The following is a 24,444-nucleotide window of genomic DNA, read 5'->3' as shown; positions in this document are numbered from 1 at the left end:
CGCCATAGCCGCACCGCCGTAGCAATACGAGCCGCCGCAACACGAGGTTGATGTTCTACGATGAAGGCTCTGTTCGCCGCCGCCCTGTTCGCGTCCGCCGCCGTCGCCGCGCCGCTCGCCGCCCAGCAATCCTCGCCGCGCGCGGTCGACACCGCCCCCGCTGCGGCCGCGCAGCCCGCTGCGCCGACGCCGACGACGCCGCTGTTCCCGACGACGCCGCCGAAGCTGATCGTCGCGATCTCCGTCGACCAATTTTCCGCCGACCTGTTCCAGCAATATCGTAATCATTTCACCGGCGGCTTCGCGCGGCTGCTGACCGGCGCGGTCTTCCCCTCCGGTTACCAGAGCCATGCCGCGACGGAGACCTGCCCCGGCCATTCGACGATCCTCACCGGCATGCGCCCCGCCCATACCGGCATCGTCGCCAACAACTGGATCGACCAGCGCGCGCCACGCGCCGACAAGATCGTCTATTGTTCGGAGGACGAGCGCGTCCCCGGCATGACGCACGACACTTATACCGTGTCGGATATGCACCTGAAGGTGCCGACGCTGGGCGAAATGATGAAGGCGGCCAATCCGGCAACCCGCGTCGTCTCGGTCGCGGGCAAGGATCGCGCCGCGGTGATGATGGGCGGCCACAAGGTCGACGAACTGTGGTGGTGGGACGGCAAGACCTACGTCAGCTATGTCGGCCGGCCCGTGCCCGCCGCCGTGCAGCGCGGCCGTGATGCCGTCGCCCGGCTGATCGCGCAGCCGCAGCCGGCGTTGCCGCTGCCCGGTTTCTGCAAGCCGCTCGACCGGCCGATCAACGTCGCCGGCACAGCCTATGGCCAGGGGCGGTTCGAACGCGCCGCAGGCGACCTGAAGGCATTCCGCGCCTCGCCGGCCAGCGACGCCGCCGTGTTCGCGATCGCCGCCGGCCTGATCCAGGACATGAAGCTGGGCCGCGGGCCACAGACCGACATCATCGACATCGGCGCCTCCGCCACCGACTATATCGGCCATTCGCTCGGCACCCAGGGTACCGAGATGTGCATCCAGATGGACCAGCTCGATCAGACTTTGGGCAGCTTCTTCGACACGCTCGACAGCTGGGGCCTCGATTATGAGGTGATGCTGACTGCCGACCATGGCGCGCACGACATGACCGAACGGCAGCAACAGCGCGCGATGCCGATGGAACAGCATGTCGCCGCCGACGCATCGATCAAGCACATCGCTGCCGCCATCGCCGCCGACCTGCATCTGTCCGGGCCGGTGCTGCTGGGCGCCGAAGGCGACGTCTATGTCGATCGCGACCTGCCCGCCGCCACCCGCGCCCGCGTGCTGGCGGAGGCGCAACGGCGTTTCGCCGCGCTGCCGCAGGTCGCCGCCGCGCTGACCCGCGACCAGATCGCGGCCACGCCCTTCGCCACCACGCCGCCCGAAACCTGGACGCTGGCAGAGCGCGCCCGGGCGTCGTTCAATCCCGACGTCTCGGGCGATCTGCTCGTCCTGCTCAAGCCGCGGGTGACGACGATCGAAAAGCCGGGCCCCGGTTATGTCGAAACCCACGGCAGCCCGTGGGACTATGACCGCCGGGTGCCGATCCTGTTCTGGCGCAAGGGCATGACCGGCTTCGAACAGCCGCTGTCGGTCGAAACGGTCGATATCGCCCCGACGCTCGCCGCGACGATCCGCCTGCCCGTCCACGGCCTCGACGGCCGCTGCCTCGACCTCGATCCGGGGGCGGCGACCACCTGCACGCAGTGACTTAGCGGCTTGCCAAAACCCGCTGTCCTACACGGCAAAAGGAGCGCATGGTGCCGACAGCATGATGCGCTCTTTCTCATCGTTGTAAGGATCGTTCGCGACAGGGCGATTTTCCGACACGTTCAGGCGTCAATTGTGTCAAGACTCGCGGGGCGGGACGTGGCGTGCCGTGGCGCCGACCTCATCTCATCTTCCCCCGCCGCAGGCCGAAAGAGGATGCTTCAAGCCGCTCCGATCCCACTTTAAGGCGATGGCATGCACCGCTCGCTCCTGCTGCTCCCCCTCGCCATTCTCGCCGCCTGCGACCAGCAGCGCACCGTTCCGGAGCGTACCGACGACGGACAACGCCAGGCGGCGGAGGCGCAGGAGCGCAAGGCGATCGCCGGGATCGAGACGGACGTCAGGATCAAATCGCTGCAGGCGCAGGTCGATCGGCTGGAGGCGGAACTGTCCGAATTGAAGGACGGCAGGCAGGCGATCGACACCCAATTGCTCGCGCAACGGCTGACGGCGGTCGAGCAGCGCGTCTATGCCGCCGAACCGCCCACCGCCGCGCCGACGCCGATCGCCACCGCCACGCCGAAACCTTCCGCCGCGCGCACCACGGCGCCCCCGCGTGCCAAGCTCAAGCTCACGCTGCCCCCGCCGGAACGGTGATCCGCACGGCCGCTGCCCGCAACGAAGGGGCTGGCACGCCCTAGCGCAGTTCGAACGGCCGGATGTTCTTCCCCAGCCGGTTCGCCCCGATCGCCAGCCGCTGGCGGGTGAAGTCCGCCACGAACGCCGGACTGCCGCTCGCCCCCGGCGCCAGCCGCGCGTCATTGTCGGCGATCACCAGCCCGGTCGCCGGAAACGTCTTCGCTTCCGCGGCGATGACGATCAGCGCCGACGCATTTTCCTTGTTGCGGCCCTGGACGAAGACGTTGCGCGCGATCGTGCCGGTGCCGCCCTCCGACAGGTCGATCATGTAATTGGTCTTGCGCCCGGCACTGTCGTCGAAGCTGTTGTCGGTGATCGTCGCATTGGGCACGCGCAGCTTGACGTAATGGCCGCCGGTTCCCGCCTCGAACCGCGAATGCGTCACCGTCACGCTGCCGCGGTTGGACAGGTAGATGGCGTGCGAGCAGTTCACCGCCTCGTCGCACTGGCCGAGGCCGGAGAAGGTCGACCGGTCGATGACGATCCGCTGCCGCGTCGGCTCGCCGCCCAAGATGCCCTCCTGGCTGTCGAGGAACATCGAATTGGTGACGGTCAGATCGCCCATCTCGGTGCGGATACCGGCGCCATTGCCGTCCGACACGCTGTAGCCGCGGAACACCAGCCCATCGACCGTTGATCCCTGCCCCCGCAGCACCAGCGCGGCCTTGTCCTCGCACGCTTCCTTCTCGAAGATCGCGGTGCCCGGCCGCACCGCCTTGAAGGTGATCCGCCCGCCCTGCTGCACCGCGCACTGGCGGTAGACGCCGGGAGCGATCAGGATCGTGCCCGTGCCCATGCGGATCGACGACACCGCCTCCTGGAGGTCGGTAAAGCCCTGGCCGGTCTCGGCGACGGTGAAGGGGGCGCCCTTCTCCGCCGCGGGGGATGGGGAGGCAAGCAGCGCGGCAAGAATGACAGGAAGGGCGGCGCGCATGGATCGATGTTCCTTCTGGCTCGCCCCGCCATGCCGCGCGCGGTCGCCGCGGCGGAAGGGCCAATCGCGGTTAACCGCCGCGGCGACCACGGCAGGACATGAACGAGGGGCGGTGCCGTCCCGCGCCGGGACAGTGCGCGGGTGATTGCAGGAGTGCCGGCGGCTTTGCTAACCGCCTGGCACACAAGGGGGAGGTTCACCGATGCATATGTCGCCGACGGAGGTATTCCTCCTCGCGATCCTGATCATCTTCACCGGGCCGTATCTGGTCTGGCGGTTGGGGCGCACCGATTACTGGGCGCCTTTGGTCGTGGTGCAGATCATCGGCGGCATCCTGCTCGGCCCGGGCGTGCTCGGCGCGCTGATGCCCGATTATTACGCCTTCGTTTTCCAGCCGTCGACAATGGCGGCGCTGAACGGCATCGCCTGGTGGGCGGTGATGCTGTTCGTCTGGGTCGCGGGGCTCGAGCTCGACGTCACCGAGGCTTGGCGCCGCCGCGGCGAGACGGGCGTCACCGCGGGTCTGGCGCTGGGCATGCCGTTGGTCGCGGGCAGCCTCGCGGCGCTCGTCATGCTGCACTTTCCCGGCTGGCGCGGAACGGCAGGCGCCGAATGGCAGGTCGTGCTCGGCATCGGCATGGCTTGCGCGGTCACCGCCTTGCCGATCCTCGTCCTGCTGCTGGAAAAGCTCAGCATCCTGCGCAGTCCCCTCGGCCAGCGCGTGCTACGCTACGCCAGTCTCGACGACATCGCGATCTGGGGCGTGCTTGCGCTGATCCTGCTCGATTGGGAGCGCGTGACGCGTCAGGTCGGCTTCCTTGTCGGCTTTGCCGTCGCGACCTGGGCGGTGCGGCGGCTGATACGCGCCATTCCGGAAAACGATCGCTGGTATGTCGGGCTGATCTGGCTCGCCGCCTGTGCCTTCGCCGCCGACTGGTCGGGGCTGCACTTCATGGTCGGCGCGTTCCTCGCCGGCGCGGTGCTCGACGCGCATTGGTTCGGCGAGGCGCGGATGGACCGTTTCCGCCAGACGGTCCTGCTCGCCGTCATGCCCGTCTTCTTCCTGTCGACCGGCCTCAAGACGCAATGGGGCGTCGGCGGCCTCGCGGTCTTCGCCGCCGCGGCGCTGCTGCTCGTCGCCAGCGTCGGCGGCAAGCTCGGCGGCCTCGCGCTGGCAGGCCGCATCCTGAAATGGCCCAAGGGCGAGGCACGGACGATCGGCTGGCTGCTGCAGACCAAAGCGCTGATCATGATCATCTTCGCCAACATCCTGTTGGATAAGCAGATCATCACGAACGAGACGTTCACCGCCTTGCTGTTGATGGCGGTGGCCAGCACGATGCTGACGATCCCGATGGTCGCCCCGATGTTGCGCCGCGACCCCGGTATGGCGAAACGCGGGTTCTAGCCACTCCCCCTCCCCTCAGGGGAGGGGCTTTTCACCTCAATCCAGATTTGGGCGCAGCCAGCGCGTCGCCTGCGCGCCATCCACCCCGCGGCGCGCGGCATAGTCCGCCACTTGATCCTCGCCGATCCGCGCGACGCCGAAATATTCCGCCTGGGCATGACCGAAGTAGAAGCCGCTCACCGCCGCGGTCGGCAGCATCGCGAAACTCTCGGTCAGCTCGATGCCGACCGCCTTCTCGGCACCGAGCAGGTCGAACAGCGTCCGCTTCAGGCTATGCTCCGGGCAAGCCGGATAGCCGGGCGCGGGGCGGATGCCGCGATATTGCTCGCGGATCAGCGCCTCGTTGGTCAGCTGCTCGCCCGCGGCATAGCCCCATAGATCGGTGCGGACATGCGCGTGCAGCCGTTCAGCGAACGCCTCGGCTAGACGGTCTGCCAGCGCCTTCAGCAGGATGTCGTTGTAATCGTCGTGCCCAGCCTTGAAGGCCGCGAGATGCGGCTCGATGCCGTGTATCCCGACCGCGAAGCCGCCAATCCAGTCTCCGGTCGGGTCGATGAAGTCGGCGAGGCACATGTTGGCGCGGCCCTCGCGCTTGGCGATCTGCTGGCGGAGGAACGGCAGGCGCGTGCCTGTGTCCAGCACCACGTCGTCCCCCTCGCGCCGGCACGGCCACAGCGCCGCGACGCCCTTGGCGGTCAGCCACTTCTCTGCAACGATCCGGTTGAGCATCGCCTGTGCGTCGGCATAGAGCGACCGCGCGCTTTCCCCGACTACCGCATCGTCGAGGATCGCCGGGAAGTTTCCGGCCAGTTCCCAAGCGCGAAAGAACGGCGTCCAGTCGATATAGTGACGCAGGTCCTCGAGACTCCAGTCGTCGAACACATGCACGCCCGGCTGATCCGGCGCCGGTGCCTTCAGGATCATGTCCGCCTGAAAACCGCGCGCCCGCGCCTCGGCGAGGGGCAACAGATCGTTCTGCCCCTTGCCCGCACGCGCATCGCGCACCTTCTGATATTCGGCGGCGACATCGGCAACATAAGGATCGCGTTGCGTGTCCGACACCAGAGTCGTGGCGACGCCGACGGCGCGGCTCGCGTCGAGCACATGCACCACCGGCCCTTGATAGGCCGGCGCGATGCGCAGCGCGGTGTGCACCTTCGACGTGGTCGCGCCGCCGATGAGCAGCGGCATGCGCATCTGCGCGCGCTGCATCTCCTCGGCGACCGTCACCATCTCGTCGAGCGACGGCGTGATCAGCCCCGACAGGCCGATCATATCGGCATCATTTTCGTTCGCCGCCTCGATGATCTTCGCCCAGGGCACCATCACGCCGAGATCGACGACCTCGAAGCCGTTGCACTGGAGCACGACGCCGACGATGTTCTTGCCGATGTCGTGCACGTCGCCCTTGACGGTCGCCATGATGACCCGTCCCTTGGCGCGGGCGCCCGCCGCTTTCTCCGCCTCGATGAAGGGCAGCAGGTGTGCCACCGCCTTCTTCATCACCCGCGCCGACTTGACCACCTGAGGCAGGAACATCTTGCCGCTGCCGAACAGGTCGCCGACGACATTCATGCCCTGCATCAGCGGGCCCTCAATCACCTCGATCGGCCGCCCGCCGCGCGCGAAAATCTCTTGCCGCGCCTCCTCCGTATCCTCGACGACATGCGCGTCGATGCCCTTGACCAGCGCATATTCCAGCCGCTTGACGACATCGAGGCCGCGCCATTCCGCCGCCTGCTTCTCCGCCACCGCATCGGTGCCGCGGAAGCGCTCGGCGAGCGCGACCAGCCGGTCGCCCGCTTCGGGATCACGGTTGAGGATGACGTCCTCGCACGCCGTCCGCAGTTCGGGATCGATCGTGTCGTAGACGTCGAGCTGGCCGGCATTGACGATGCCCATGTCCATGCCCGCGGGGATCGCATGGTAGAGGAACACCGAGTGCATCGCCCGCCGCACCGGCTCGTTGCCGCGGAAGCTGAACGACAGGTTCGACAGACCGCCCGAGATATGGACGTGCGGGCAGCGCGCCTTGATCTCCTTGCACGCCTCGATGAAGTCGACACCGTAATTGTTGTGCTCCTCGATCCCGGTCGCGACCGCGAAGACGTTGGGGTCGAAGATGATGTCCTCGGGCGGGAAACCGATGCCGGTCAGCAGCTTGTACGCGCGCTCGCAGATCTCGACCTTGCGCGCCTGCGTGTCCGCCTGGCCGACCTCGTCGAACGCCATCACGACGACGGCGGCGCCATAGGCCATGCAGAGGCGCGCCTGTTCGAGGAACTGCGCCTCGCCTTCCTTCATGCTGATCGAATTGACGATCGGCTTGCCCGATACGCACTTCAGCCCCGCCTCGATCACGCTCCACTTGGAGCTGTCGATCATGATCGGCACGCGCGCGATGTCGGGCTCGGCGGCGATCAGCTTGAGGAAGGTGGTCATCGCATAATGCGCGTCGAGCAGGCCTTCGTCCATGTTGACGTCGACGACCTGCGCGCCATTCTCCACCTGCTGGCGCGCGACCTCGACCGCGCGGGCATAGTCGCCCGCCATGATCATCTTCTTGAACGCCGCCGATCCGGTGACGTTGGTGCGTTCGCCGATGTTGACGAACTGGGTGGAGGAAGTGCTGGTCATCGATTCTTCTTCATATCCTCCCCGCTCGCGGGGAGGGGGACCGCTCGGCAAAGCCGAGGGGTGGAGGGGGCTCTCCACCAGCGATTACCTTCGTGGAGAACCCCCTCCACCATGCTGCGCATGGTCCCCCTCCCCGCAAGCGGGGAGGATAAACGCTATGCCGCCATCGTGAACGGCTCCAGCCCGGCGAGCCGCGTCCGCACCGGCGGCGTCGGGATCGCGCGCGGCGGCACCCCGCGCACCCGCTCGGCGATCGCGGCGATATGCGCCGGCGTCGATCCGCAGCAGCCGCCGAGCACGTTGACCTGGCCTGCCCCGGCCCATTCGTAGACCAGCCCCGCGGTCGTCGCCGGCGCCTCGTCATAGGCGCCCAACTCGTTGGGCAGGCCGGCATTGGGATAGACCATGATCAGCGTGTCACAGATCTCAGAGAGGGTCTTGACGTGTGGGCGGAGCTGTTCAGCCCCGAACGAGCAGTTGAGCCCGATGGTCAACGGCCGGGCATGACGCACCGCATGCCAGAATGCCTCGACGGTATGGCCCGACAAGTTGCGCCCCGACAGGTCGGTCAGCGTCATCGACAGCATGATCGGCACGTCATGCCCGCGATCGCGCGCCGCATCGAGCGCCGCCATGATCCCCGCCTTGGCATTTAGCGTGTCGAACACCGTCTCGATCAGGATGAAGTCGGCGCCGCCATCGAGCAGCGCATCGGTCTGCTCGCGATAGACGCCTTTCAGATAGTCGAAGTCGATCTCGCGATAGCCCGGATCGTTGACGTCGGGCGAAAGCGACAGCGTCTTGTTGGTCGGTCCGATCGCGCCGGCGACGAAGCGCGGCCGGCCATCGCGAGCGGCGAATTCATCGGCCATCGCCCGCGCCATCTTGGCGCTCTCGTAGTTGATCTCACGGACGAGATGTTCGGCCCCGTAATCGGCCTGGCTGATGCTGTTCGCCGAGAAGGTGTTGGTTTCGGCAATGTCCGCCCCCGCCTCGAAATAGGCGCGGTGGATCGACGCCGGCACCTCGGGCTTGGTCAGCGCGAGGATATCGTTATTGCCCTTTTGGTCGTGGGTGAGGCCCAGCGATCCGGCATAGTCTGCTTCGGAAAGCTTCCAGTTCTGGATCTCGGTGCCGAACGCGCCGTCGGTGATCAGGATGCGCTTGGCCGCTTCGGCAAGGAAGATGTCGCGTGTGGTCATGGTCATCTCCTCCCCTCCCGCTTGCGGGAGGGGTCGGGGGAGGGAAGTCGCGAGCGGCGCGGTGGAGGACAGGCCCTCCCCCATCCCCTCCCGCAAGCGGGAGGGGGGTCTACGCCGCCGCCTCGACAGTGCGGTCCTTCGCCCGCACGCCCAGCAGGTGGCAGATCGCAAACGCCAATTCAGCCCGGTTGAGCGTGTAGAAGTGCAGCGACTTGACCCCGCCGGCATAGAGCTTGCGGCTCAGTTCCGCGGCTAGCGTCGCCGCCACCAGCTGGCGTGATCCGGGATGGTCGTCGAGCCCCTCGAACAAACGCGCCATCCACGCGGGCACGGCGGTGCCGCACATCGCGCTCATCCGCTGCACGCTCGCGAAATTGGTCACCGGCATGATCCCCGGCACGATCTCTGCGGTGATTCCCGCCGCCGCCACCGCGTCGCGAAAGCGGAAGAAGGTTTCCGGCTCGAAGAAGAATTGGGTGATCGCCCGCGCCGCGCCGGCGTCGATCTTGCGCTTGAGGTTGTCCAGATCGGCAGCCGGATTGACCGAATCCGGATGGCTTTCCGGATAGGCCGCGACCGAAATCTCGAACGGGTGCAGCCGCTTGAGCCCGGCAACCAAGGCCGCCGCATTCTCATAGCCGCCCGGATGGCTTTGGAAGCGCGCGCCGGCCGCCGGCGGATCGCCGCGCAGCGCGACGATGTGGCGCACGCCCGCCGCCCAATATTCCTGCGCGACCTGATCGATCTCCTCGCGCGTCGCCTCGACACAGGTGAGATGCGCCGCCGCCGCCAGCGACGTCTCGCGCTGGATGCGCGCCACCGTTGCGTGCGTGCGTTCCCGCGTCGATCCGCCGGCGCCGTAGGTCACCGACACGAAGCTCGGCCCCAACGGTTCGAGCGTGCGGATCGCCTCCCACAATTGCGCGTCCATCTTCTCCGTCTTGGGCGGGAAGAATTCAAAGGAGACGTCGAGGTCGCCCGCAACGTCGGCATAGAGCGGCGCCTTCAGTGCGATCTGCGCCTCTTCGAGCTGGTTCACCGAAATTGTCATGCCGCTTTCACCTCACGCAATCGTGCACCGGGGCGCGCGCCCAGCCACAAGGTCACCGTCAATTCCCCGCCCTCCAGCGTCCGTGTTTCGGCCAATGCGAGCCCCGCCTTGGCGAACCAGCCGGCGATCTGCTGATCCCCGAAACCGAGCCGCGTGTGGGCATCGCGGGTGCGCAATTCCTCGCGATCATGCGGCGCGAAATCGGCGATCAGCAGCCGCCCGCCCGGCCCCAATACGCGCGCTGCCTCGGCGATCGCCGCGCCCGGCTGCTGCGCGAAATGCAGCACGTGGTGCAGGATCGCGACATCCGCGGCCCCGTCACCGAGCGGCAGCGCATACAGGTCCGCCTGGCGCAATTCGGTGTTGGTCCGGTCGTGCAGCTTGGCGCGTGCTAGCCGCAACATCTCCGACGACCGATCGATGCCCAAGGCCAGCTCCGCCTGCCCGGCGAACAATTCCAGCATGCGGCCGGTGCCGGTACCGATGTCGATCAGTTGACCGATCGGTGCCGGTCCGATCAAGGCCGCCATCGCCGCCTCCACCTGCTCCTCGGCAATATAGAGGGAGCGGATCGCATCCCATTCGTCGGCATGACCTTCGAACCATTGCGCTGCGCTCGCCGCCCGATCGGCACGCACCGCGGCGAGCCGCGCCGCGTCGGCGACCGCCCAATGGTCCGGCGCGCTGGCGTGCCATTGGTCCAGCGCGGCGGCAACGGGTGCGGTCGCGACCTGCTTGCCGAGTGCAACGAACACCCAGCTGCCTTCCTTGCGCCGCTCCGCGAGACCGGCGTCGCACAGGATCTTCACGTGGCGCGACACGCGCGGCTGGCTTTGCCCCAGCACCTGCGCCAGTTCGCCGACGGACAGCTCCATCGTGCGCAACAGCGAGAAGATGCGCAACCGCGTCGCATCGGCAAGGGCGCGGAATATGTCGAGGGCATGGCTCACGGGATCAACATATAAAGAAATCTTTATATGTGGTCAACGCGGAGCCGAAACGGGATCGTCGCGTTGCACCCCGTCATACCTGGATCAATGTCCCGGTAGACGACGCAGGCCAATCACAAGGGAGAACAGATCATGAAGCGCATCCTCGTCCTCGCCGCGGTCCCCGCGCTGGCACTCGCCGCATGCAGCCAGAACGCGCAGGACAAGACCGCCGACGCCGGCAATGCCATCGCCGCCGACACGCGCGCCACCGCCGACAATGCCGCCGACGACGTATCGGCAGCGACCAACGATGCCTTCGGTTCGGCCGAGCGCAAGATGGATCGCGCCGGCGACCGTATCGACAATGCCGCCGACCGCACCGGCGACAAGATCGAGAATGCCGCGGACCGCGCCGGCCGCGCGATCAGCAATGGTGCGGACCGTGCCGCCGATGCCACCGGCAATGCGCTCGAAAAAGCCGGCCGCGCGCTGAAGGACTAAGCGCCTCGCCGCCGCCAGTCGCCATGGATCGGACTGGCGGCAGTGGCCGGCCTTGCTCGGCCGGTCGATACCTCGCTAATCCGGGGCCGGGCATCGTCACGAAGGGGCTGTCATGACGCGCATCTTCCCGTTTGTGGCTGCGTTGGCTGCCGTCGTTCCGGCCGGCTGCTCGCGCCCTGCGGATGACCAGCCAGGCGCAGTCACCGCCGATGAATCGCGACAATTGAACGAGGCGGCGGAGATGCTCGACGCCAACAGCGTTGACCTCAACGCCCTCGACTCCACCAGCAACGGAACCGACCCGTCATGACCGCTCCCCTTCGCCGCCTCGGCTCCACCGATCTGCGCATCGCTCCGCTCGTTCTCGGCGGCAACGTCTTCGGCTGGACCGCGGATCGCGCCGCCAGCTTTGCGGTACTCGACGCCTTCGTCGATGGCGGCGGCACGATGATCGACACCGCGGACGTCTATTCCGCCTGGGTCGACGGCCATCGCGGCGGCGAATCCGAAACCATGATCGGCGAATGGCTGAAGGCGAGCGGCAAGCGCGACCAGGTGCTGATCGCGACCAAGGTCGGCATGCTGCCCGGCGAGGGCGGCGAGAAGCTGGCGCCGGCCCGCATCGCCGCCGCGGCCGAGGCATCGCTGCAGCGGCTCGGCACCGATCGTATCGATCTCTATTATGCGCACCAGGACGACGACAGCGTGCCGCAGGAGGCGGTACTGGATGCCTTCGCCAAGTTGATCGACGCCGGCAAGGTGCGTGTCATTGGCGCATCCAACTTCCACGCCGCCCGGCTCAAATCGGCGAACGACGCGGCCAAGGCGGCGGGTCTGCCGCGTTACCATGTGCTGCAGCCCGAATATAACCTCGTCAGCCGCCATAAATACGAAGGCGAGTTGGAGGATTATTGCATCGCCGAGAATATCGGCGTGCTGCCCTATTACGGGCTCGCGTCCGGCTTCCTGACGGGCAAGTACCGCAGCCGCGACGACCTGTCGAAGAGCGTGCGCGGCAACCGCATGGGCGACCTGCTCGAGGGGAAGGGCGCGGCCGTGCTCGCCGCGATGGACGAGATCGCAGGCGAGACGGGCGCGAGTCTTGCCCAGATCGCCCTTGCGTGGCTGATCGCGCAGGAAGGGATCACCGCGCCGATCGCCAGCGCGACGTCAGTCGAACAGCTGCACGACCTGCTGCCCGCGATGACGCTGGAACTCAGCAAGGATCAGATCGGCCGTCTCGACGCCGCGGGAGCCTGAGCCCCTTCTCTGCAGAAGGGCGACGGCTAGGCGGCGCGCAAGGCGTCGATCACCAGCCTCGGATTGTACGGCTTCTGGTAGAAGGCGACCGTCGGCGCCAGCGCCGGCTCGTCGGGAGCGCGCCCGCCGCTGGTGATCAATGTGCGAATGTGCGGCCAGCGCTGCTGCACCGTCAGCACCAAGGCGAGGCCGTCCATGCTGCCGGGCATGTCGAGGTCGGTCAGCATCGCGCCGATGTCCGGTTCGGATGACAGGATCGCCAACGCCTCGTCGGCGTCTCGGGCAGCGAAGGCGACGAGACCCGCCTCCTCGATCATCGCAACCGCTGTCATCAGGACGAGGGGATGATCCTCGACCACCAGCACCGCCGTGAACGTATTAACCTGCCGATTGAATTCATGCATCTTGGCATTCCTCGGCCGAATACCGCAATGATACGCTTGGCGGTTCGCATCTTACTCTTTGCGTAACCTACTCTGTCTGATCTGGCATGGTAAAGAGATATCACCTGCCAAATCGGTTCGATTGATTCGGGTCAATACGAAAGATGCGCGGGCACGATCTCGCCATCGGCCCGCGCAGCAAGTTTAGGCGGCGAATTGGTTCATCGTATTGTGGGCGCCGCCGGCCTTCAGCGCCGCCTCACCGGCGAAATACTCCTTGTGATCGTCGCCGATGTCGCTGCCCGACATGTTCTGGTGGCGGACGCAGGCGATACCTTCGCGGATTTCGCGCCGCTGCACGCCGGCGACATAGCCGAGCATGCCCGCTTCGCCGAAATAGTCGCGCGCGAGATTGTCGGTCGACAGCGCCGCCGTGTGATAGGTCGGCAGCGTGATGAGATGGTGGAAGATGCCCGCCCGCGCGCTCGCATCCTTCTGAAAGGTGCGGATGCGCTCGTCCGCCTCGGCGGCCAGATCGGTGGCGTCGTAGCTGGCGCTCATCAGCCCAGCCCGGTCATAGCCGGATACGTCGCGCCCCTCGCCGGCCCAGCGGTCGTAGACCTGCTGACGGAAGTTGAGCGTCCAGTTGAAGCTGGGCGAATTGTTGTAGACCAGCTTGGCATCGGGCACGACGGCGCGGATCCGGTCGACCATCGACGCGATCTGCTCGATATGCGGTTTCTCCGTCTCGATCCACAGCAGGTCGGCGCCGTGCTGGAGCGCGGTGATGCAGTCGAGCACGCAGCGGTCGGCCCCCGTCCCCTCGCGGAACTGGAACAGGTTGGACGGCAGCCGCTTCGGCCGCAGCAGCTTGCCGTCGCGCGCCAGCACGACGTCGCCGCGCAACGTCGACGGATCGACCACCTCCTCACAGTCCAGGAAAGCGTTGTACTGGTCGCCGAGATCGCCCGGCTCGCGCGAAAAGGCGATCTGCTTGGTCAGGCCCGCGCCCAGCGAGTCGGTGCGGGCGACGATGATGCCGTCCTCGACGCCCAATTCGAGGAAGGCGTAGCGGATCGCACGGATCTTCTGCAGGAAATCCTCGTGCGGCACGGTGACCTTGCCATCCTGGTGGCCGCATTGCTTCTCGTCGCTGACCTGGTTCTCGATCTGCAGGGCGCAGGCGCCCGCCTCGATCATCTTCTTGGCGAGCAGATAGGTCGCCTCGGCATTGCCGAAGCCGGCGTCGATGTCGGCGATGATCGGCACGACATGGGTTTCGTACGCGTCGATCTTGTGCAGCAAGCGATGCGTGTTGACCGCGTCACCCGCCGCCTTGGCCGCGTCGAGATCGCGGAACAGCAGCGACAGTTCGCGCGCATCTGCCTGTCGCAGGAAGGTGTAGAGTTCCTCGATCAGCGCCGGCACGCTGGTCTTCTCGTGCATCGACTGGTCGGGCAGCGGCCCGAATTCGCTGCGCAGCGCCGCGATCATCCAGCCCGACAGATACAGGTAGCGGCCCTTGGTGGTGCCGAAATGCTTCTTGATCGCGATCAGCTTCTGCTGGCCGATGAAGCCGTGCCAGCAGCCGAGCGACTGGGTGTAGGCGGACGGATCGGCGTCATAGGCCGCCATGTCGCGCCGCATGATCGCGGCGGTGTAGCGCGCGATGTCGAGGCCGGTGCGAAAACGGTTCTGCAACCGCATACGCGCGACCGCCTCGCCATCGATCCCGGCCCATGTCGGCCGATCGCCGATCGCCTGAACCGCCGCACCGATCGTCTGATGATAGCTCATGTCCGCGCCCTCTGTGTGTTGGAACGCGTTCTTTGTACCCTGATTTACAAGCGTTTCGACCTGATGACCTGCATAGATGATGGTCATAGTGTCACTGAATCATAAGTCCTTGTGTCGTTTTGTCATAAATCCACTCAATCCGCGGCGAAGGTAAAGCCGGAGAGACCGCGGTCGCGCTCGTTGATCAGCAGCGGCCGTCCGGCCGGTGGCGCCGATCGCTGCGGGCAATCGCTGCGGTGGCAGGCCCGGCAGCCGAGGCCGATCGGCGTCGCATCGCCCTTCAGGTCGATGCCTCGCGCCACCGCGAGCCCGCCCGCCACCTCTGCCGGCACGCCCAGCCCGATCGCGAACTCGGCGACCACGGCGCCATAACGGCGACGTTGCGGCGTCACCGTGCATGACACGGTCAGCCAGCGCGCCTGATCCTCCAGTTCGACCAGTTGCACCGCCAGATCGCCGGGACGATCGAAGGCGTGGTGCACCCGCCACAATGGGCAGCGTCCGCGCGCCTCCGCCAGCGGCGACGCGCTCGACCCGGCGAAGCGTTTCGAACATTGCCCGGCGCGATCGATTCGGATCAGGAAAAACGGCAGGCCGCGCGCGCCGACGCGGTGCAGCGTCGTCAGCCGGTGCGCAACCTGCTCGAAGCCCGCGCCGAAGCGTCGCTGCAACAGTTCGAAGTCATAGCCCGTCGCCTCGCAGGCGCGCAGGAAACGCGTGTAGGGCATCATCACCGCCGCCGCGAAATAACTGGCGAGGTGGCGGCGGAACAGTCGCTCCGATGCACGATCGGCGAAGCCCGATCCCTTGGCGAGCGCGTCGATCTCGTTGCGTGCCTCGATCAGCGCCAGCTGGTAGCCCGCGGCGAAGGTCCGCGACGCCGGGTCAAGCGTCTCGCTCAACTGCAGTTGCCGCGCGTGCAGGTCGAGTCGGTGGAGCAGATCGGGCATGACGTCGACCGGCAGGATGCGGATCGTCAGCTGGTGCTTGACGCGCAGCCGTTCGGCGATCGCGCCATACAGGTCCCCCGCCCCCAGTCGCAGTTCGTCGGCCAGCGACTCGGCCGCGCTGTCCAGGTCGGGGAAATGGCCGCGCCAGCGCTCGATCTCGCGCCGCACCTCGCCGACCGGGTCGAGCCCCTCCGGCGCGACGCCGCTGCCGCCGCCGGCGCCGAGCCGGTCGTAGACGCGGGCGAAGGCCTCCGCCCCGCCCGGCGCGCCGGCGATCCATTCGGCCAACTCGTTGCGGTCGATCTCCAGGTCCGCGAACATCGGGTCGGCAAGCCGCCGGCGCAGCGCCGCCTCGCCGCCGCCCGGCTCGCCCGCCGTCAGCGCGCGGGGATCGAAATCGTACGATTCGGCGAGCTTGACCAGCAGTGCCGCCGACAACGGCCGCTGGTTGCGCTCCACCAGATTGAGATAGCTCGGCGAAATCGCCATCGCCTCCGCCATCGCCGCCTGCGTCAGCCCGGCCTGCCGCCGCAGCCGCCGCACCGCATGGCCCGCGAACAACTTGCGCTCCGCCATTCGTCCTCCCCTTTGACGAGTCCCGCGTCGCGTTCTGGCACGCTTTTGTCAATTCCTCACAAATGCACCCATCGTGACACCAGCGGCGTACACATCGTGACCGTACCGATCCGCACACCCCGGCTGGCCGCCGCGCGCCGCCCGGCTATCAGCGGCGAAGAAGGTTTCCTGGGGAGGAAAGGTGCCCGCCGGTGGATCGCCACCGGCGGGCATTCCCGTTCTGGGGCCTGCGATGCCGCGTGTGGCACCACCATGCCGCCGCCGCGTTAGGCAGCGCATGACCCACGGCTTCGTGCAGCGCATCCGCGACAATATCGTTCTTTACGGCGCGCTAGCGGCGAATCTCGGGATCGGCATCGCCAAGTTCGTCGCGGCAGCAATCACGGGATCATCGTCGATGCTGACTGAGGGCGTGCACAGCTGCGTCGACAGCGGCAACCAAATCCTGCTGCTCTACGGCCAGCATCGGGCGAAGCGCCCGCCCGACGAGGTCCATCCGTTCGGCTACGGCCGCGAGCTCTATTTCTGGGCCTTCGTGGTCGCGATCCTGATCTTCGCGGTCGGCGCCGGTGTATCGGTCTACGAAGGCTATCTCCATATCATCGAGCCGGAGGAACTGACCGACCCCCTGGTCAACTATATCGTCCTCGCGATCGCGGCGCTGCTCGAGGGATCGTCGTGGTTCCTGGCGATGCGCGAATTCCGCGAATCGAAGGGCCGGCTGGGCTGGTGGCAGGCGATCCGCCGATCGAAGGATCCGGCGGGCTTCATCGTCCTGTTCGAGGATTCGGCGGCGCTCGCCGGCCTCGTCATCGCCGCGATCGGCGTCTGGGCCAGCCACGCCTTCGCCGATCCGCGCATCGACGGCATCGCCTCGATCGTGATCGGCCTGATCCTCGGCCTGGTCGCCATGCTGCTGGCGCGCGAGGCAAAGGGTTTGCTGATCGGTGAGCGTGCCGACCCGCAGGTGGTCGAGACGGTTCGGCGGATCGTCGCCGCGCATCCCGCCGTCACGTCGGTCAATCACGTCCGTACTATTCATACCGCACCCGAATCGGTGTTCGCCGCGGTCAGTGCCGATTTTGTCGACAGCGTGACGATGGGTGAAGGCGAGACGCTGATCGAGGAGCTGGAGGATCAGCTGCGGACCGCGGTACCGACGCTGAGCTCGATCTACATCCGTCCGGAGAAGCACGAAAATGCGGTGAGCACCGCGACCGATCGCGGTCTGGCGGGCTGACGTCGCGCCGGCGCCGCGCTAGACTGGCCGCCATGGCTCCTAGATTGCTCCGCCCGCTACTCGCCCTGTTCCTGACGCTTGCCGGGGTGCTGGGCGCCGCGCCGGCCTGGGCAAAGGTGACGATCACCTTCTGGAGCCACGAATTCGGCAACAGCTTTCCGCACGCCTTCTTCACCCTGCGCGGCGTGCCCGATGCCGGCGGCGCGCCGGTCGACGCCAATTACGGCTTCACCGCCAAGGCGGTGACCCCCGCGATCCTGATGGGCACCGTCGCGGGTCGGCTCGACATCGCCAAGCCCGGCTATATCAACGGCAGCGATGCGCAATTCTCGGTCACGCTGAGCGACGCGCAATATGCCGAGGAGCTTAAGCTGATCGCCGCCTGGGACGACAAGACCGGCGATGGTCGGTACAATCTCAACACGCGCAACTGCATCCACTTCGTCAAGGAGGCGGCGCGCATCGCCGGCTTGACCGGGCTTGACCAGCCCAAGCTGATGAAGAAGCCGCGTTCCTATCTGCAGGCGGTCGCCGCCGCCAATGCCACGGCGATCACCCCGGTCAACATGCACGGCAAGGCCTATCTCGCCTCGCTGCCGCCGCTCGCTGCCACGCCGCTGGTCGCGGCGCCGGGTCCGACTGGCCCCGCTGCGGTCGTTGCGCCGCCGGCCGCGATGCCGATGCCGAGCGCCGCGACCGCCGTGGTGCAGCCGCTGCCGACGCACTGACCGCAGCGGCCGCGGCCACCCATCACATCGCCGTCCAGCCGCCGTCGACCGACAAATTGGCGCCGGTGATCGCCTTGGCTTCGTCACGGCACAGGAACAGCGCCAGCGCCGCCACCTGTTCGGGTGTGACGAACGCCTTGGTCGGTTGCGCGGCGAGCAGCACGTCGTTCATCACCTGCTCGCGGGTCAGGCCGCGTGCCGCCATCGTGTCTGGGATCTGCGCCTCGACCAGCGGCGTCCAGACATAGCCGGGCGAGATGCAATTGACCGTCACACCGGCCTGCGCGACCTCTAGCGCCACCGTCTTGGTCAGTCCGGCAAGGCCGTGCTTGGCCATCACATAGGCCGATTTGTTGGGGCTGGCGACCAGGCTGTGCGCACTGGCGGTGGAGATGATCCGGCCCCAGCCCGCGACCTTCATGTGCGGCACCGCCGCCTTCATCGCATACCAGGCGCTCAGCAGGTTTATCTGGACGATCGCGAGCATCTTGTCGTCGGGGAACTGGTCGATCGGCGCGACGTGCTGGACGCCGGCATTGTTGACGAGGATGTCGACCGACCCCGTCTCGCGCGCCGCTCGCTCGATCATCGCCGCGATCGCGTCCGGCTGGGTCATGTCCGCCGCATCGTACAGCGCCGCCGCACCGCTCGCCGCCGCCAGCTCGCCGCGGGTCGTCTCGATCGCCGCCGCATCGCCGAAGCCATTGATCACCACCGACGCCCCTTCCGCTGCGAAGGCGCGCGCATAGGCGAGGCCGATGCCGGAGGTGGAACCGGTGATGACGGCGGTCTTGCCCTTCAGGAACATGGCGCTTCTCCTCTTTATACCCCGCTCCATGCCCGTTCCGGGCGGCGCGTTGCAACCGTGAGGCGTTCCGCGCATTTCGTAACGCGAGCAGAACGGAGACATGCCCCATGCGCCTCGACGATTTCGATCCCGACATTGACGTCGAGGATCAGGGCAACACCGGTGGCGGCGGCTTCGGTGGCGGCGGCGGGGGCGGTCTGCTCTTCGGCCTGCTGCCGCTGATCGGCAGCCGATTCGGCTGCGGCGGTATCGTCGTCGTGTTGCTGTTGCTGGCGGTGTTCGGCGGGCTCGGCAACCTCGGCAGCATTCTCGGCGGCGGCGGGGGCAGCGGTACGCAGGTGACGCGCAGCGCCCCGTCCGAAGGCAAGGGCGCGACCGCCGTCTGCTCGTCCGAGCCCGACAAGCGCGCCGCTTGCAACGCGTTCAGCTCTGCCGACAAGACGTGGCAGGCGATCTTCGCCCAGTCGGGCCAGCAATTCCGCGCGCCCGGCCTGACCTTCTTCGATCAGAACGGCCGGTCGGGCTGCGGCGCCGCGCAGTCGGCGATGGGGCCCTTCTACTGCCCGACCGACCAACGCATCTATCTCGACACCAGCTTCTTCAACGAACTCGCCAACCGCTTCGGCGCCAAGGGCGATTTTGCCCAAGATTACGTGATCGCACACGAATTCGGTCATCACATCCAGAACCTGCTCGGCACGTCGGATCAGGTGCAGCGGATCCAGCGCTCGTCGGGCGAGGCGGAGGGCAATGCCGCCTCGGTCCGCCTCGAACTCCAGGCCGATTGCTACGCTGGTGTCTGGGCGGCGAAGAACCGCGACCGGATGGACGCCGGCGACCTGCAGGAAGGGCTGACCGCCGCCAATGCGATTGGCGACGACACGCTGCAGAAGGAGGCGCAGGGCCGGGTCGTGCCCGACAGCTTCACCCACGGCACCTCGGCGCAGCGCGTTTACTGGCTGAAGCATGGCTTCGAGACCGGCGATCCCGCGCAATGCGACACGTTCAACGGCGGCGTCTGATGCGGCGGCAATGACGGCCGTCAGCCCCTCCCTTAGTGGGAGGGGCCGCGATGTGACTTATACGCGGACGAGCATCTTCCCGGTGTTGCCGCCCGAGAACAGCCCCAGGAACGCCTCCGGCATCCGCTCCAGCCCCTCGACCACCGTCTCCTGCCGCTTCAGCTTGCCGTCCTGCAGCCAGCCACCCATGTCGCGATAGAATTCCGCGGCGCGATCATAATAGTCGCGCACCAGAAATCCCTGCACCCGCACACGATTGCCGATCAGCCGGCCGAGATACCGCAAGCAGGTCGGCTCGGTGGAATTGTAGATGTCGATCATGCCGCAGATCGCGAAGCGGGCGTGGAGATTGGCATGCGCCAGCGCCGCGTCGAGATGGTCGCCGCCGACATTGTCGAAATAGACGTCGATGCCGTTGCGCGCGACCTCGCCCAGCGCCTTCACCACCGGCACGTCGCCCTTATAGTCGATCACCGCATCGGCGCCGAGCGACTGGACCCAGGCGCATTTGTCCGCCCCGCCGGCCGATCCGATGACATGGCAGCCCTTGGCCTTGGCGATCTGCACCACCGTCGATCCGACCGCCCCCGCCGCCGCGGAGACGAAGACGGTGTCCCCCTCCTTCAGCTGCGCTACCTCGATAAGGCCGAAATAGGCGGTCATCCCCGGCATGCCGAGCTGCCCGAGATAGGCCTGCGGGTCGACGTCGAGCTGCGGCAGCGGCTGCACCTGCTTGTCGGGCAGCACGGCCTCGTCGCGCCAGCCGGCGAAATGCTGCACCGTGTCGCCCGGCTTGAACTGGTCGGAGCGGCTCTCCACCACCGTGCCGATCGCGCCGCCCTCCATCGGCTTACCCAGCGCGAAGGGCGGCGTGTAGCTTTTCACGTCGTTCATCCGGCCGCGCATATAGGGGTCGACCGACAGCCATTGGTTGGCGACGCGCAGCTCACCGTCCTCGAGCGGGCGCGAATCGAGGTCGACCAGCGCGAAATTGTCGGGCGTCGGCATGCCTTGCGGACGCGACGTCAGGGTCCAGGCGCGGGGCATCATGATCTCCTTGCAAAGCGATGGCGCATCGTGGCGCGGCGGGCGGTCCGATGGCAACAGGGTTTCGGTTTGAAACGAAAAAGGCCCGGGTCGCACCCGGGCCTTTCCGGCGGCCCTAGGGCCGCGTCGCGCAGTCGCGGGCTCAGATGCTGCCCGTGCCGCTCCGGTTCAGCGTGGTGCTGTCACCGCTCTTCTGCTCAGTCTGCCCCGCGGTCGACGTGGCGCCGGTCGAAGAGGTGGTGCCGGTCGAGGACATGCCGCCGGTGGTCGACTGACCGCTGGTCGAGGTCGAACGATCCAGCGACGACGAGTTGGTCGCCGACGTGCCGCGGTTGCTGCCGTCGGTATTGTCGCCATAGCCGAACATCGCCTGGTTGCGCTCCTCGTCGCGCCACGCCGACTTGGCCTCGCTCGCGGTCTTCGACAGCGTCACCTTGCCGTCGACGCTCTTCAGCCAGCTCGACGGGATCGAGTGGTGACGGCCGCCGGCATCGGCATCGTTCTTGGTCAGCAGGATGCGATCGCCGCGCACCTTGTCGACGGTGCCGACATGTTCGCCGTCCGACCCGACGACGTCCTGATGCTCTTCGACCTTGTTCAGCAGGTCGCGCTGGCCCTGCCGATTGGTGCGCCACGACGAGAATTCGTTCTCGAACTTGCTGCGGTTCTCGTTGCGATATTCGTCATAGTCGCGGTCCAGCGCGGCGATCTGGCCACGGCGCCAGTGGCCGTAATCCTCGTCGCGATGGCCATAGCTGCGCTCGCTGTCGCGGTTGCCATAGCTGTTCTCGTCGTAGCGCGCATCCTGCTCGCGGCGACGCTCGGCATCCTCGTCACCGAACCACGAGCGCACCTCGTCGCCGGCGCGCGCGAAGAAGCCGCGCTCTTCATAGTCGTAGCCCTGCGGCTGGCGACCATAGCCCTGCTGGCGGTTCTGGTCGCGTTGGCCGGACTGCTGGCCGTAGCCACTGCGATTCTCGTATCGGCTGCGCTGGTTGTCGTCGTCGGCATGGCTGTAGTTGCCGACATCGAGGAAGCGACGGCCGTCGTGCGAGTAGCTGCCGTGATATTCCTGGCGCTCGCCGCCATAACGGTTCTGGTCGTTGCCACCGCCGTAGCGGTTCTGGTCGTTGCCGCCACCGAAGCGGTTCTGATCGTAGCCGCCGCTGCGGCCCTGCTCGTAGCGACCCTGCTCGTAGCGACCCTGCTCGTAGCGGTTCTGCTGGACGTAGCGGTTGTCCGAATTGCCGCGATAGCTGCCGCTCTGGTAGCTGTCGTTGCGGCCGTAACCGCCCTGCGCGCCATAGTTGTCGCGGTCGCGGTTGAACCGCTCACGGCTGTCGTAGCGCTGGTTGCCATATTCGCGACGACCATAATCCTGACCGCTGTTGCGATCGTTACGGTCGTTGCGGTCGTCGTCATAGGCGCCGCTCGCCTGATAGTCGCGCGCGCTGGAATAGCTGTACGAGCGGCCCGAGCCGTAATCGTGTCCGTAATCCTGCGTGTCGGAGCGGCCGTAATAGTCGCCCTGCGGATTGCTGTTCCGCGGGTAGCGTTCGTAGCCCATGATCGTCTCCTTGAAATAGAGCATCCTGCGGTTGCGGGGCATCGATCTGCACCCCTGCGTCCGAGGGTTAACAAGCATCAAGACCGACCTTCGTTCCTGTCGTTCCGGGCGCGTAGCGACGAACTGCGCCGCAGAATTGCGGCGTTTCGTCGCGATGTCTGGCGGTCGATTATTTGGGAGGACGGCTCGGGCGCTGTTGCAACGCCGGAAAAGGCCCGCTAAGGGCGTCGCTCCCGGCCATGCCGGGTTCGGAGTGCGGGGCTGTAGCTCAGATGGGAGAGCGCTGCAATCGCACTGCAGAGGTCAGGGGTTCGATTCCCCTCAGCTCCACCACCCACTCCGACGACGCCGCAGCGACCGCGCGCAATACCCCATCGATGACTCCCGCCATCATGCGATTGACCCGGCGCCACGCCCGCGCGTTACAGGGGCGATGACCGCCGTTCCGATCCCCGCCGCGACGCTGATCCTGTTCCGCGAGGCGGCGGCCGGACCACCCGAGATATTGATGGTCGAGCGCGCCGCAGCGATGGCCTTCGCGCCTGGTGCCATGGTCTTTCCCGGCGGCCGGATCGATCCGGGTGATCATGCCCTCGCCGACGCGCAGGGCCAAAGCGACGACGCGCCGGCACGGATCGCCGCGATCCGCGAGACGATCGAAGAGGCTGGCGTCGCCATCGGCCTTTCTCCCTCGCCCGACGCGACGGCGATCGGACGGCTGCGCGCCGCGCTCCACGCTGGCCGGCCGTTCGCCGCGGCGCTGGCCGCGGCCGGGATGACGCTCGACCTCTCGACGCTCACCCCGTTCGCGCGCTGGCGCCCCAACCATCGCACCACCCGCCTGTTCGACACGCTCTTCTTCCTTGCCCGCGCGCCCCTGTCGGCGCAGGCACAGGTCGACGGTACGGAGAATCGCCGGCTGACCTGGACGACCGCCGCGGCGATGCTCGCCGCCGCCGATGCCGGCCGCGCGACGATCATCTATCCCACCCGCCGCACGCTCGAACGGTTGGCGCGCTTTACGACCTATGAGCAGGCCGTCGCCGACGCCGCCGCGCATCCGATCCGGGCGATCACCCCGTTCATCGCCAGCCGCGACGGGGTCGCCCATCTCTGCATCCCCGACGATCTGGGCTTCCCGGTCACCGGCGAGCCGCTCGACCAGGCCAGTCGCGGCTGATGCGCGCGCTGCGCCGGACGATCGCGGCGCTCGCCATCCTGCTGCTGCTGGCCGCCGCCGCGTTGCTGATCTGGGCGCTGGCGCGCGGCCGGCCACAGGATCTGCCTTGGACAGCGCTCGACCTCGGCGCGCCGATCGGCTTGTCGACCGGGCGCAAGCTCACCGCGCTCGGGCGCGATGCCCCGCAATGCCGGGCGTTGCTCACCGACGCCGGCGTCCGCTTCACCACCTTGCCCGCACGCTGCGATGGCGCCAGCTGCGGCTATGACGAAGCGGTGCGCTTCGTCGCCGGCGGGGCGCGGACGATCGCCTTCCGACCCGCCGGCCTTGGCACCAGCTGCGCCGTCGCCGCCGCATTGGCCGTATGGGAATGGGATGTCGTCCAGCCTGCCGCCCGCCGCCGCTTCGGCAGCCGCGTCGTCGGGATCGACCATTTCGGCAGCTACGCCTGCCGCCGCCTCTACGGGCGCGACAGCGGCAATTGGAGCGAACACGCCCATGCCAATGCCGTCGATATCGCCGGCTTCCGCCTCGCAGATGGACGCCGCATCACGGTGCTGCGCGACTGGACCGGCGACGATCCACAACGCGCCGCCTTTCTGCGCGAGATCAGGGACGGCGCCTGCCGCCTGTTCGCCACGACCCTGTCACCGGATTACAACGCCGCGCACCGCGATCATCTTCATCTCGACCAGGCGAATCGCGGCGCGATCGGCTGGCGCGCCTGCCGCTGATCGATCGCCGCCCCCCGGCAGGCGATCGATCGC

22 protein-coding genes and 1 tRNA gene are annotated in these 24,444 nt (G+C 67.2%); 12 read left to right on the top strand and 11 right to left on the bottom strand.

Annotation, left to right across the window (positions count from 1 at the left end):
- Positions 1–60: 60 nt before the first annotated feature.
- Entirely contained in the window at positions 61–1,755 is a 1,695-nt protein-coding gene (locus D9601_RS01705; protein WP_198352207.1) for an alkaline phosphatase family protein, read from the top strand.
- Between the two features lie 255 nt (positions 1,756–2,010).
- Positions 2,011–2,412 carry a hypothetical protein gene (locus D9601_RS01700; protein WP_198352206.1) on the top strand — a complete coding sequence of 134 codons (402 nt, stop codon included), beginning with the start codon at positions 2,011–2,013 and terminating at the stop codon, positions 2,410–2,412.
- 40 nt (positions 2,413–2,452) lie between these two features.
- On the opposite strand, the gene D9601_RS01695 is transcribed toward D9601_RS01700, so the two are convergent.
- Positions 2,453–3,388: a right-handed parallel beta-helix repeat-containing protein gene (locus D9601_RS01695; RefSeq protein WP_198352205.1), complete on the bottom strand. Its 936-nt coding sequence runs from the start codon at positions 3,386–3,388 to the stop codon at positions 2,453–2,455.
- Between the two features lie 202 nt (positions 3,389–3,590).
- Between D9601_RS01695 and D9601_RS01690 the strand changes: the two genes are divergently transcribed.
- Positions 3,591–4,796 carry a cation:proton antiporter gene (locus tag D9601_RS01690; RefSeq protein WP_198352204.1) on the top strand — a complete coding sequence of 402 codons (1,206 nt, stop codon included), beginning with the start codon at positions 3,591–3,593 and terminating at the stop codon, positions 4,794–4,796.
- A gap of 36 nt (positions 4,797–4,832) precedes the next feature.
- On the opposite strand, the gene metH is transcribed toward D9601_RS01690, so the two are convergent.
- The 4 genes from metH to D9601_RS01670 all read right to left on the bottom strand — a co-directional run bounded on the left by metH (position 4,833) and on the right by D9601_RS01670 (position 10,636).
- The gene (metH, locus tag D9601_RS01685; RefSeq protein WP_198352203.1) at positions 4,833–7,433 is read right to left on the bottom strand and encodes a methionine synthase; all 2,601 of its coding nucleotides are present in this window, start codon (positions 7,431–7,433) and stop codon (positions 4,833–4,835) included.
- 155 nt (positions 7,434–7,588) lie between these two features.
- Positions 7,589–8,635, bottom strand: coding sequence for a homocysteine S-methyltransferase family protein (locus D9601_RS01680; protein ID WP_198352202.1), 1,047 nt, complete (start codon positions 8,633–8,635; stop codon positions 7,589–7,591).
- Between the two features lie 109 nt (positions 8,636–8,744).
- A complete protein-coding gene (metF, locus tag D9601_RS01675) occupies positions 8,745–9,686 on the bottom strand; it encodes a methylenetetrahydrofolate reductase [NAD(P)H] (protein WP_198352201.1) in 942 nt (313 codons plus the stop codon).
- Positions 9,683–10,636, bottom strand: a complete 954-nt coding sequence (locus tag D9601_RS01670) for an ArsR/SmtB family transcription factor (protein WP_198352200.1) — start codon at positions 10,634–10,636, stop codon at positions 9,683–9,685. The genes metF and D9601_RS01670 overlap by 4 nt, the downstream gene beginning before the upstream one ends.
- Positions 10,637–10,768: 132 nt before the next feature.
- On the opposite strand from D9601_RS01670, the gene D9601_RS01665 reads away from it, so the two are divergent.
- The 3 genes from D9601_RS01665 to D9601_RS01655 all read left to right on the top strand — a co-directional run bounded on the left by D9601_RS01665 (position 10,769) and on the right by D9601_RS01655 (position 12,379).
- The gene (locus tag D9601_RS01665; RefSeq protein WP_198352199.1) at positions 10,769–11,119 is read left to right on the top strand and encodes a hypothetical protein; all 351 of its coding nucleotides are present in this window, start codon (positions 10,769–10,771) and stop codon (positions 11,117–11,119) included.
- 112 nt (positions 11,120–11,231) lie between these two features.
- On the top strand, positions 11,232–11,429 hold the full coding sequence (locus D9601_RS01660) for a hypothetical protein (RefSeq protein WP_198352198.1): 198 nt from the start codon (positions 11,232–11,234) through the stop codon (positions 11,427–11,429).
- Complete coding sequence (locus tag D9601_RS01655; RefSeq protein ID WP_198352197.1) at positions 11,426–12,379, top strand: aldo/keto reductase; 954 nt, start codon at positions 11,426–11,428, stop codon at positions 12,377–12,379. Before D9601_RS01660 ends, D9601_RS01655 begins: the two co-directional genes overlap by 4 nt.
- A gap of 26 nt (positions 12,380–12,405) precedes the next feature.
- On the opposite strand, the gene D9601_RS01650 is transcribed toward D9601_RS01655, so the two are convergent.
- The 3 genes from D9601_RS01650 to D9601_RS01640 form a co-directional block, all read right to left on the bottom strand.
- Positions 12,406–12,783 (bottom strand): response regulator, encoded by a 378-nt coding sequence (locus D9601_RS01650; protein WP_198352196.1) that lies wholly within the window; start codon positions 12,781–12,783, stop codon positions 12,406–12,408.
- Positions 12,784–12,966: 183 nt separating this feature from the next.
- Positions 12,967–14,559 (bottom strand): isocitrate lyase, encoded by a 1,593-nt coding sequence (locus D9601_RS01645; protein ID WP_198352195.1) that lies wholly within the window; start codon positions 14,557–14,559, stop codon positions 12,967–12,969.
- Between the two features lie 134 nt (positions 14,560–14,693).
- Positions 14,694–16,085 carry a helix-turn-helix domain-containing protein gene (locus D9601_RS01640; protein WP_198352194.1) on the bottom strand — a complete coding sequence of 464 codons (1,392 nt, stop codon included), beginning with the start codon at positions 16,083–16,085 and terminating at the stop codon, positions 14,694–14,696.
- A gap of 277 nt (positions 16,086–16,362) precedes the next feature.
- Between D9601_RS01640 and D9601_RS01635 the strand changes: the two genes are divergently transcribed.
- Together D9601_RS01635 and D9601_RS01630 are read left to right on the top strand one after the other, a co-directional pair.
- Positions 16,363–17,325: a cation diffusion facilitator family transporter gene (locus D9601_RS01635; RefSeq protein WP_198352193.1), complete on the top strand. Its 963-nt coding sequence runs from the start codon at positions 16,363–16,365 to the stop codon at positions 17,323–17,325.
- A gap of 32 nt (positions 17,326–17,357) precedes the next feature.
- Positions 17,358–18,053, top strand: coding sequence for a hypothetical protein (locus tag D9601_RS01630; protein ID WP_198352192.1), 696 nt, complete (start codon positions 17,358–17,360; stop codon positions 18,051–18,053).
- 22 nt (positions 18,054–18,075) lie between these two features.
- Here D9601_RS01630 and D9601_RS01625 read toward each other — a convergent pair whose 3' ends face one another.
- On the bottom strand, positions 18,076–18,861 hold the full coding sequence (locus D9601_RS01625) for a 3-hydroxybutyrate dehydrogenase (RefSeq protein WP_198352191.1): 786 nt from the start codon (positions 18,859–18,861) through the stop codon (positions 18,076–18,078).
- Positions 18,862–18,968: 107 nt separating this feature from the next.
- Here D9601_RS01625 and ypfJ point away from each other — a divergent pair, with 107 nt between their 5' ends.
- Positions 18,969–19,883, top strand: a complete 915-nt coding sequence (gene ypfJ, locus D9601_RS01620; RefSeq protein ID WP_198352190.1) for a KPN_02809 family neutral zinc metallopeptidase — start codon at positions 18,969–18,971, stop codon at positions 19,881–19,883.
- A 57-nt stretch (positions 19,884–19,940) separates the two neighbouring features.
- On the opposite strand, the gene D9601_RS01615 is transcribed toward ypfJ, so the two are convergent.
- A complete protein-coding gene (locus tag D9601_RS01615; RefSeq protein WP_198352189.1) occupies positions 19,941–20,933 on the bottom strand; it encodes an NADP-dependent oxidoreductase in 993 nt (330 codons plus the stop codon).
- Between the two features lie 139 nt (positions 20,934–21,072).
- Positions 21,073–22,539, bottom strand: a complete 1,467-nt coding sequence (locus D9601_RS01610; protein WP_232473772.1) for a DUF2171 domain-containing protein — start codon at positions 22,537–22,539, stop codon at positions 21,073–21,075.
- 215 nt (positions 22,540–22,754) lie between these two features.
- On the opposite strand from D9601_RS01610, the gene D9601_RS01605 reads away from it, so the two are divergent.
- The 3 genes from D9601_RS01605 (at position 22,755) to D9601_RS01595 (ending at position 24,411) form a co-directional block, all read left to right on the top strand.
- A tRNA-Ala gene (locus tag D9601_RS01605) sits at positions 22,755–22,830 on the top strand.
- 100 nt (positions 22,831–22,930) lie between these two features.
- Positions 22,931–23,677, top strand: coding sequence for an NUDIX domain-containing protein (locus tag D9601_RS01600; protein ID WP_198352188.1), 747 nt, complete (start codon positions 22,931–22,933; stop codon positions 23,675–23,677).
- Positions 23,677–24,411 carry an extensin-like domain-containing protein gene (locus D9601_RS01595; protein ID WP_198352187.1) on the top strand — a complete coding sequence of 245 codons (735 nt, stop codon included), beginning with the start codon at positions 23,677–23,679 and terminating at the stop codon, positions 24,409–24,411. The genes D9601_RS01600 and D9601_RS01595 overlap by 1 nt, the downstream gene beginning before the upstream one ends.
- Positions 24,412–24,444: the final 33 nt, after the last annotated feature.

This window comes from Sphingomonas sp. MA1305 (assembly GCF_016107325.1).
Taxonomy (GTDB): domain Bacteria; phylum Pseudomonadota; class Alphaproteobacteria; order Sphingomonadales; family Sphingomonadaceae; genus Sphingomonas.
Note: the sequence above shows the minus strand (reverse complement) of the source record. Positions and strands in the feature narration are given on the sequence as shown.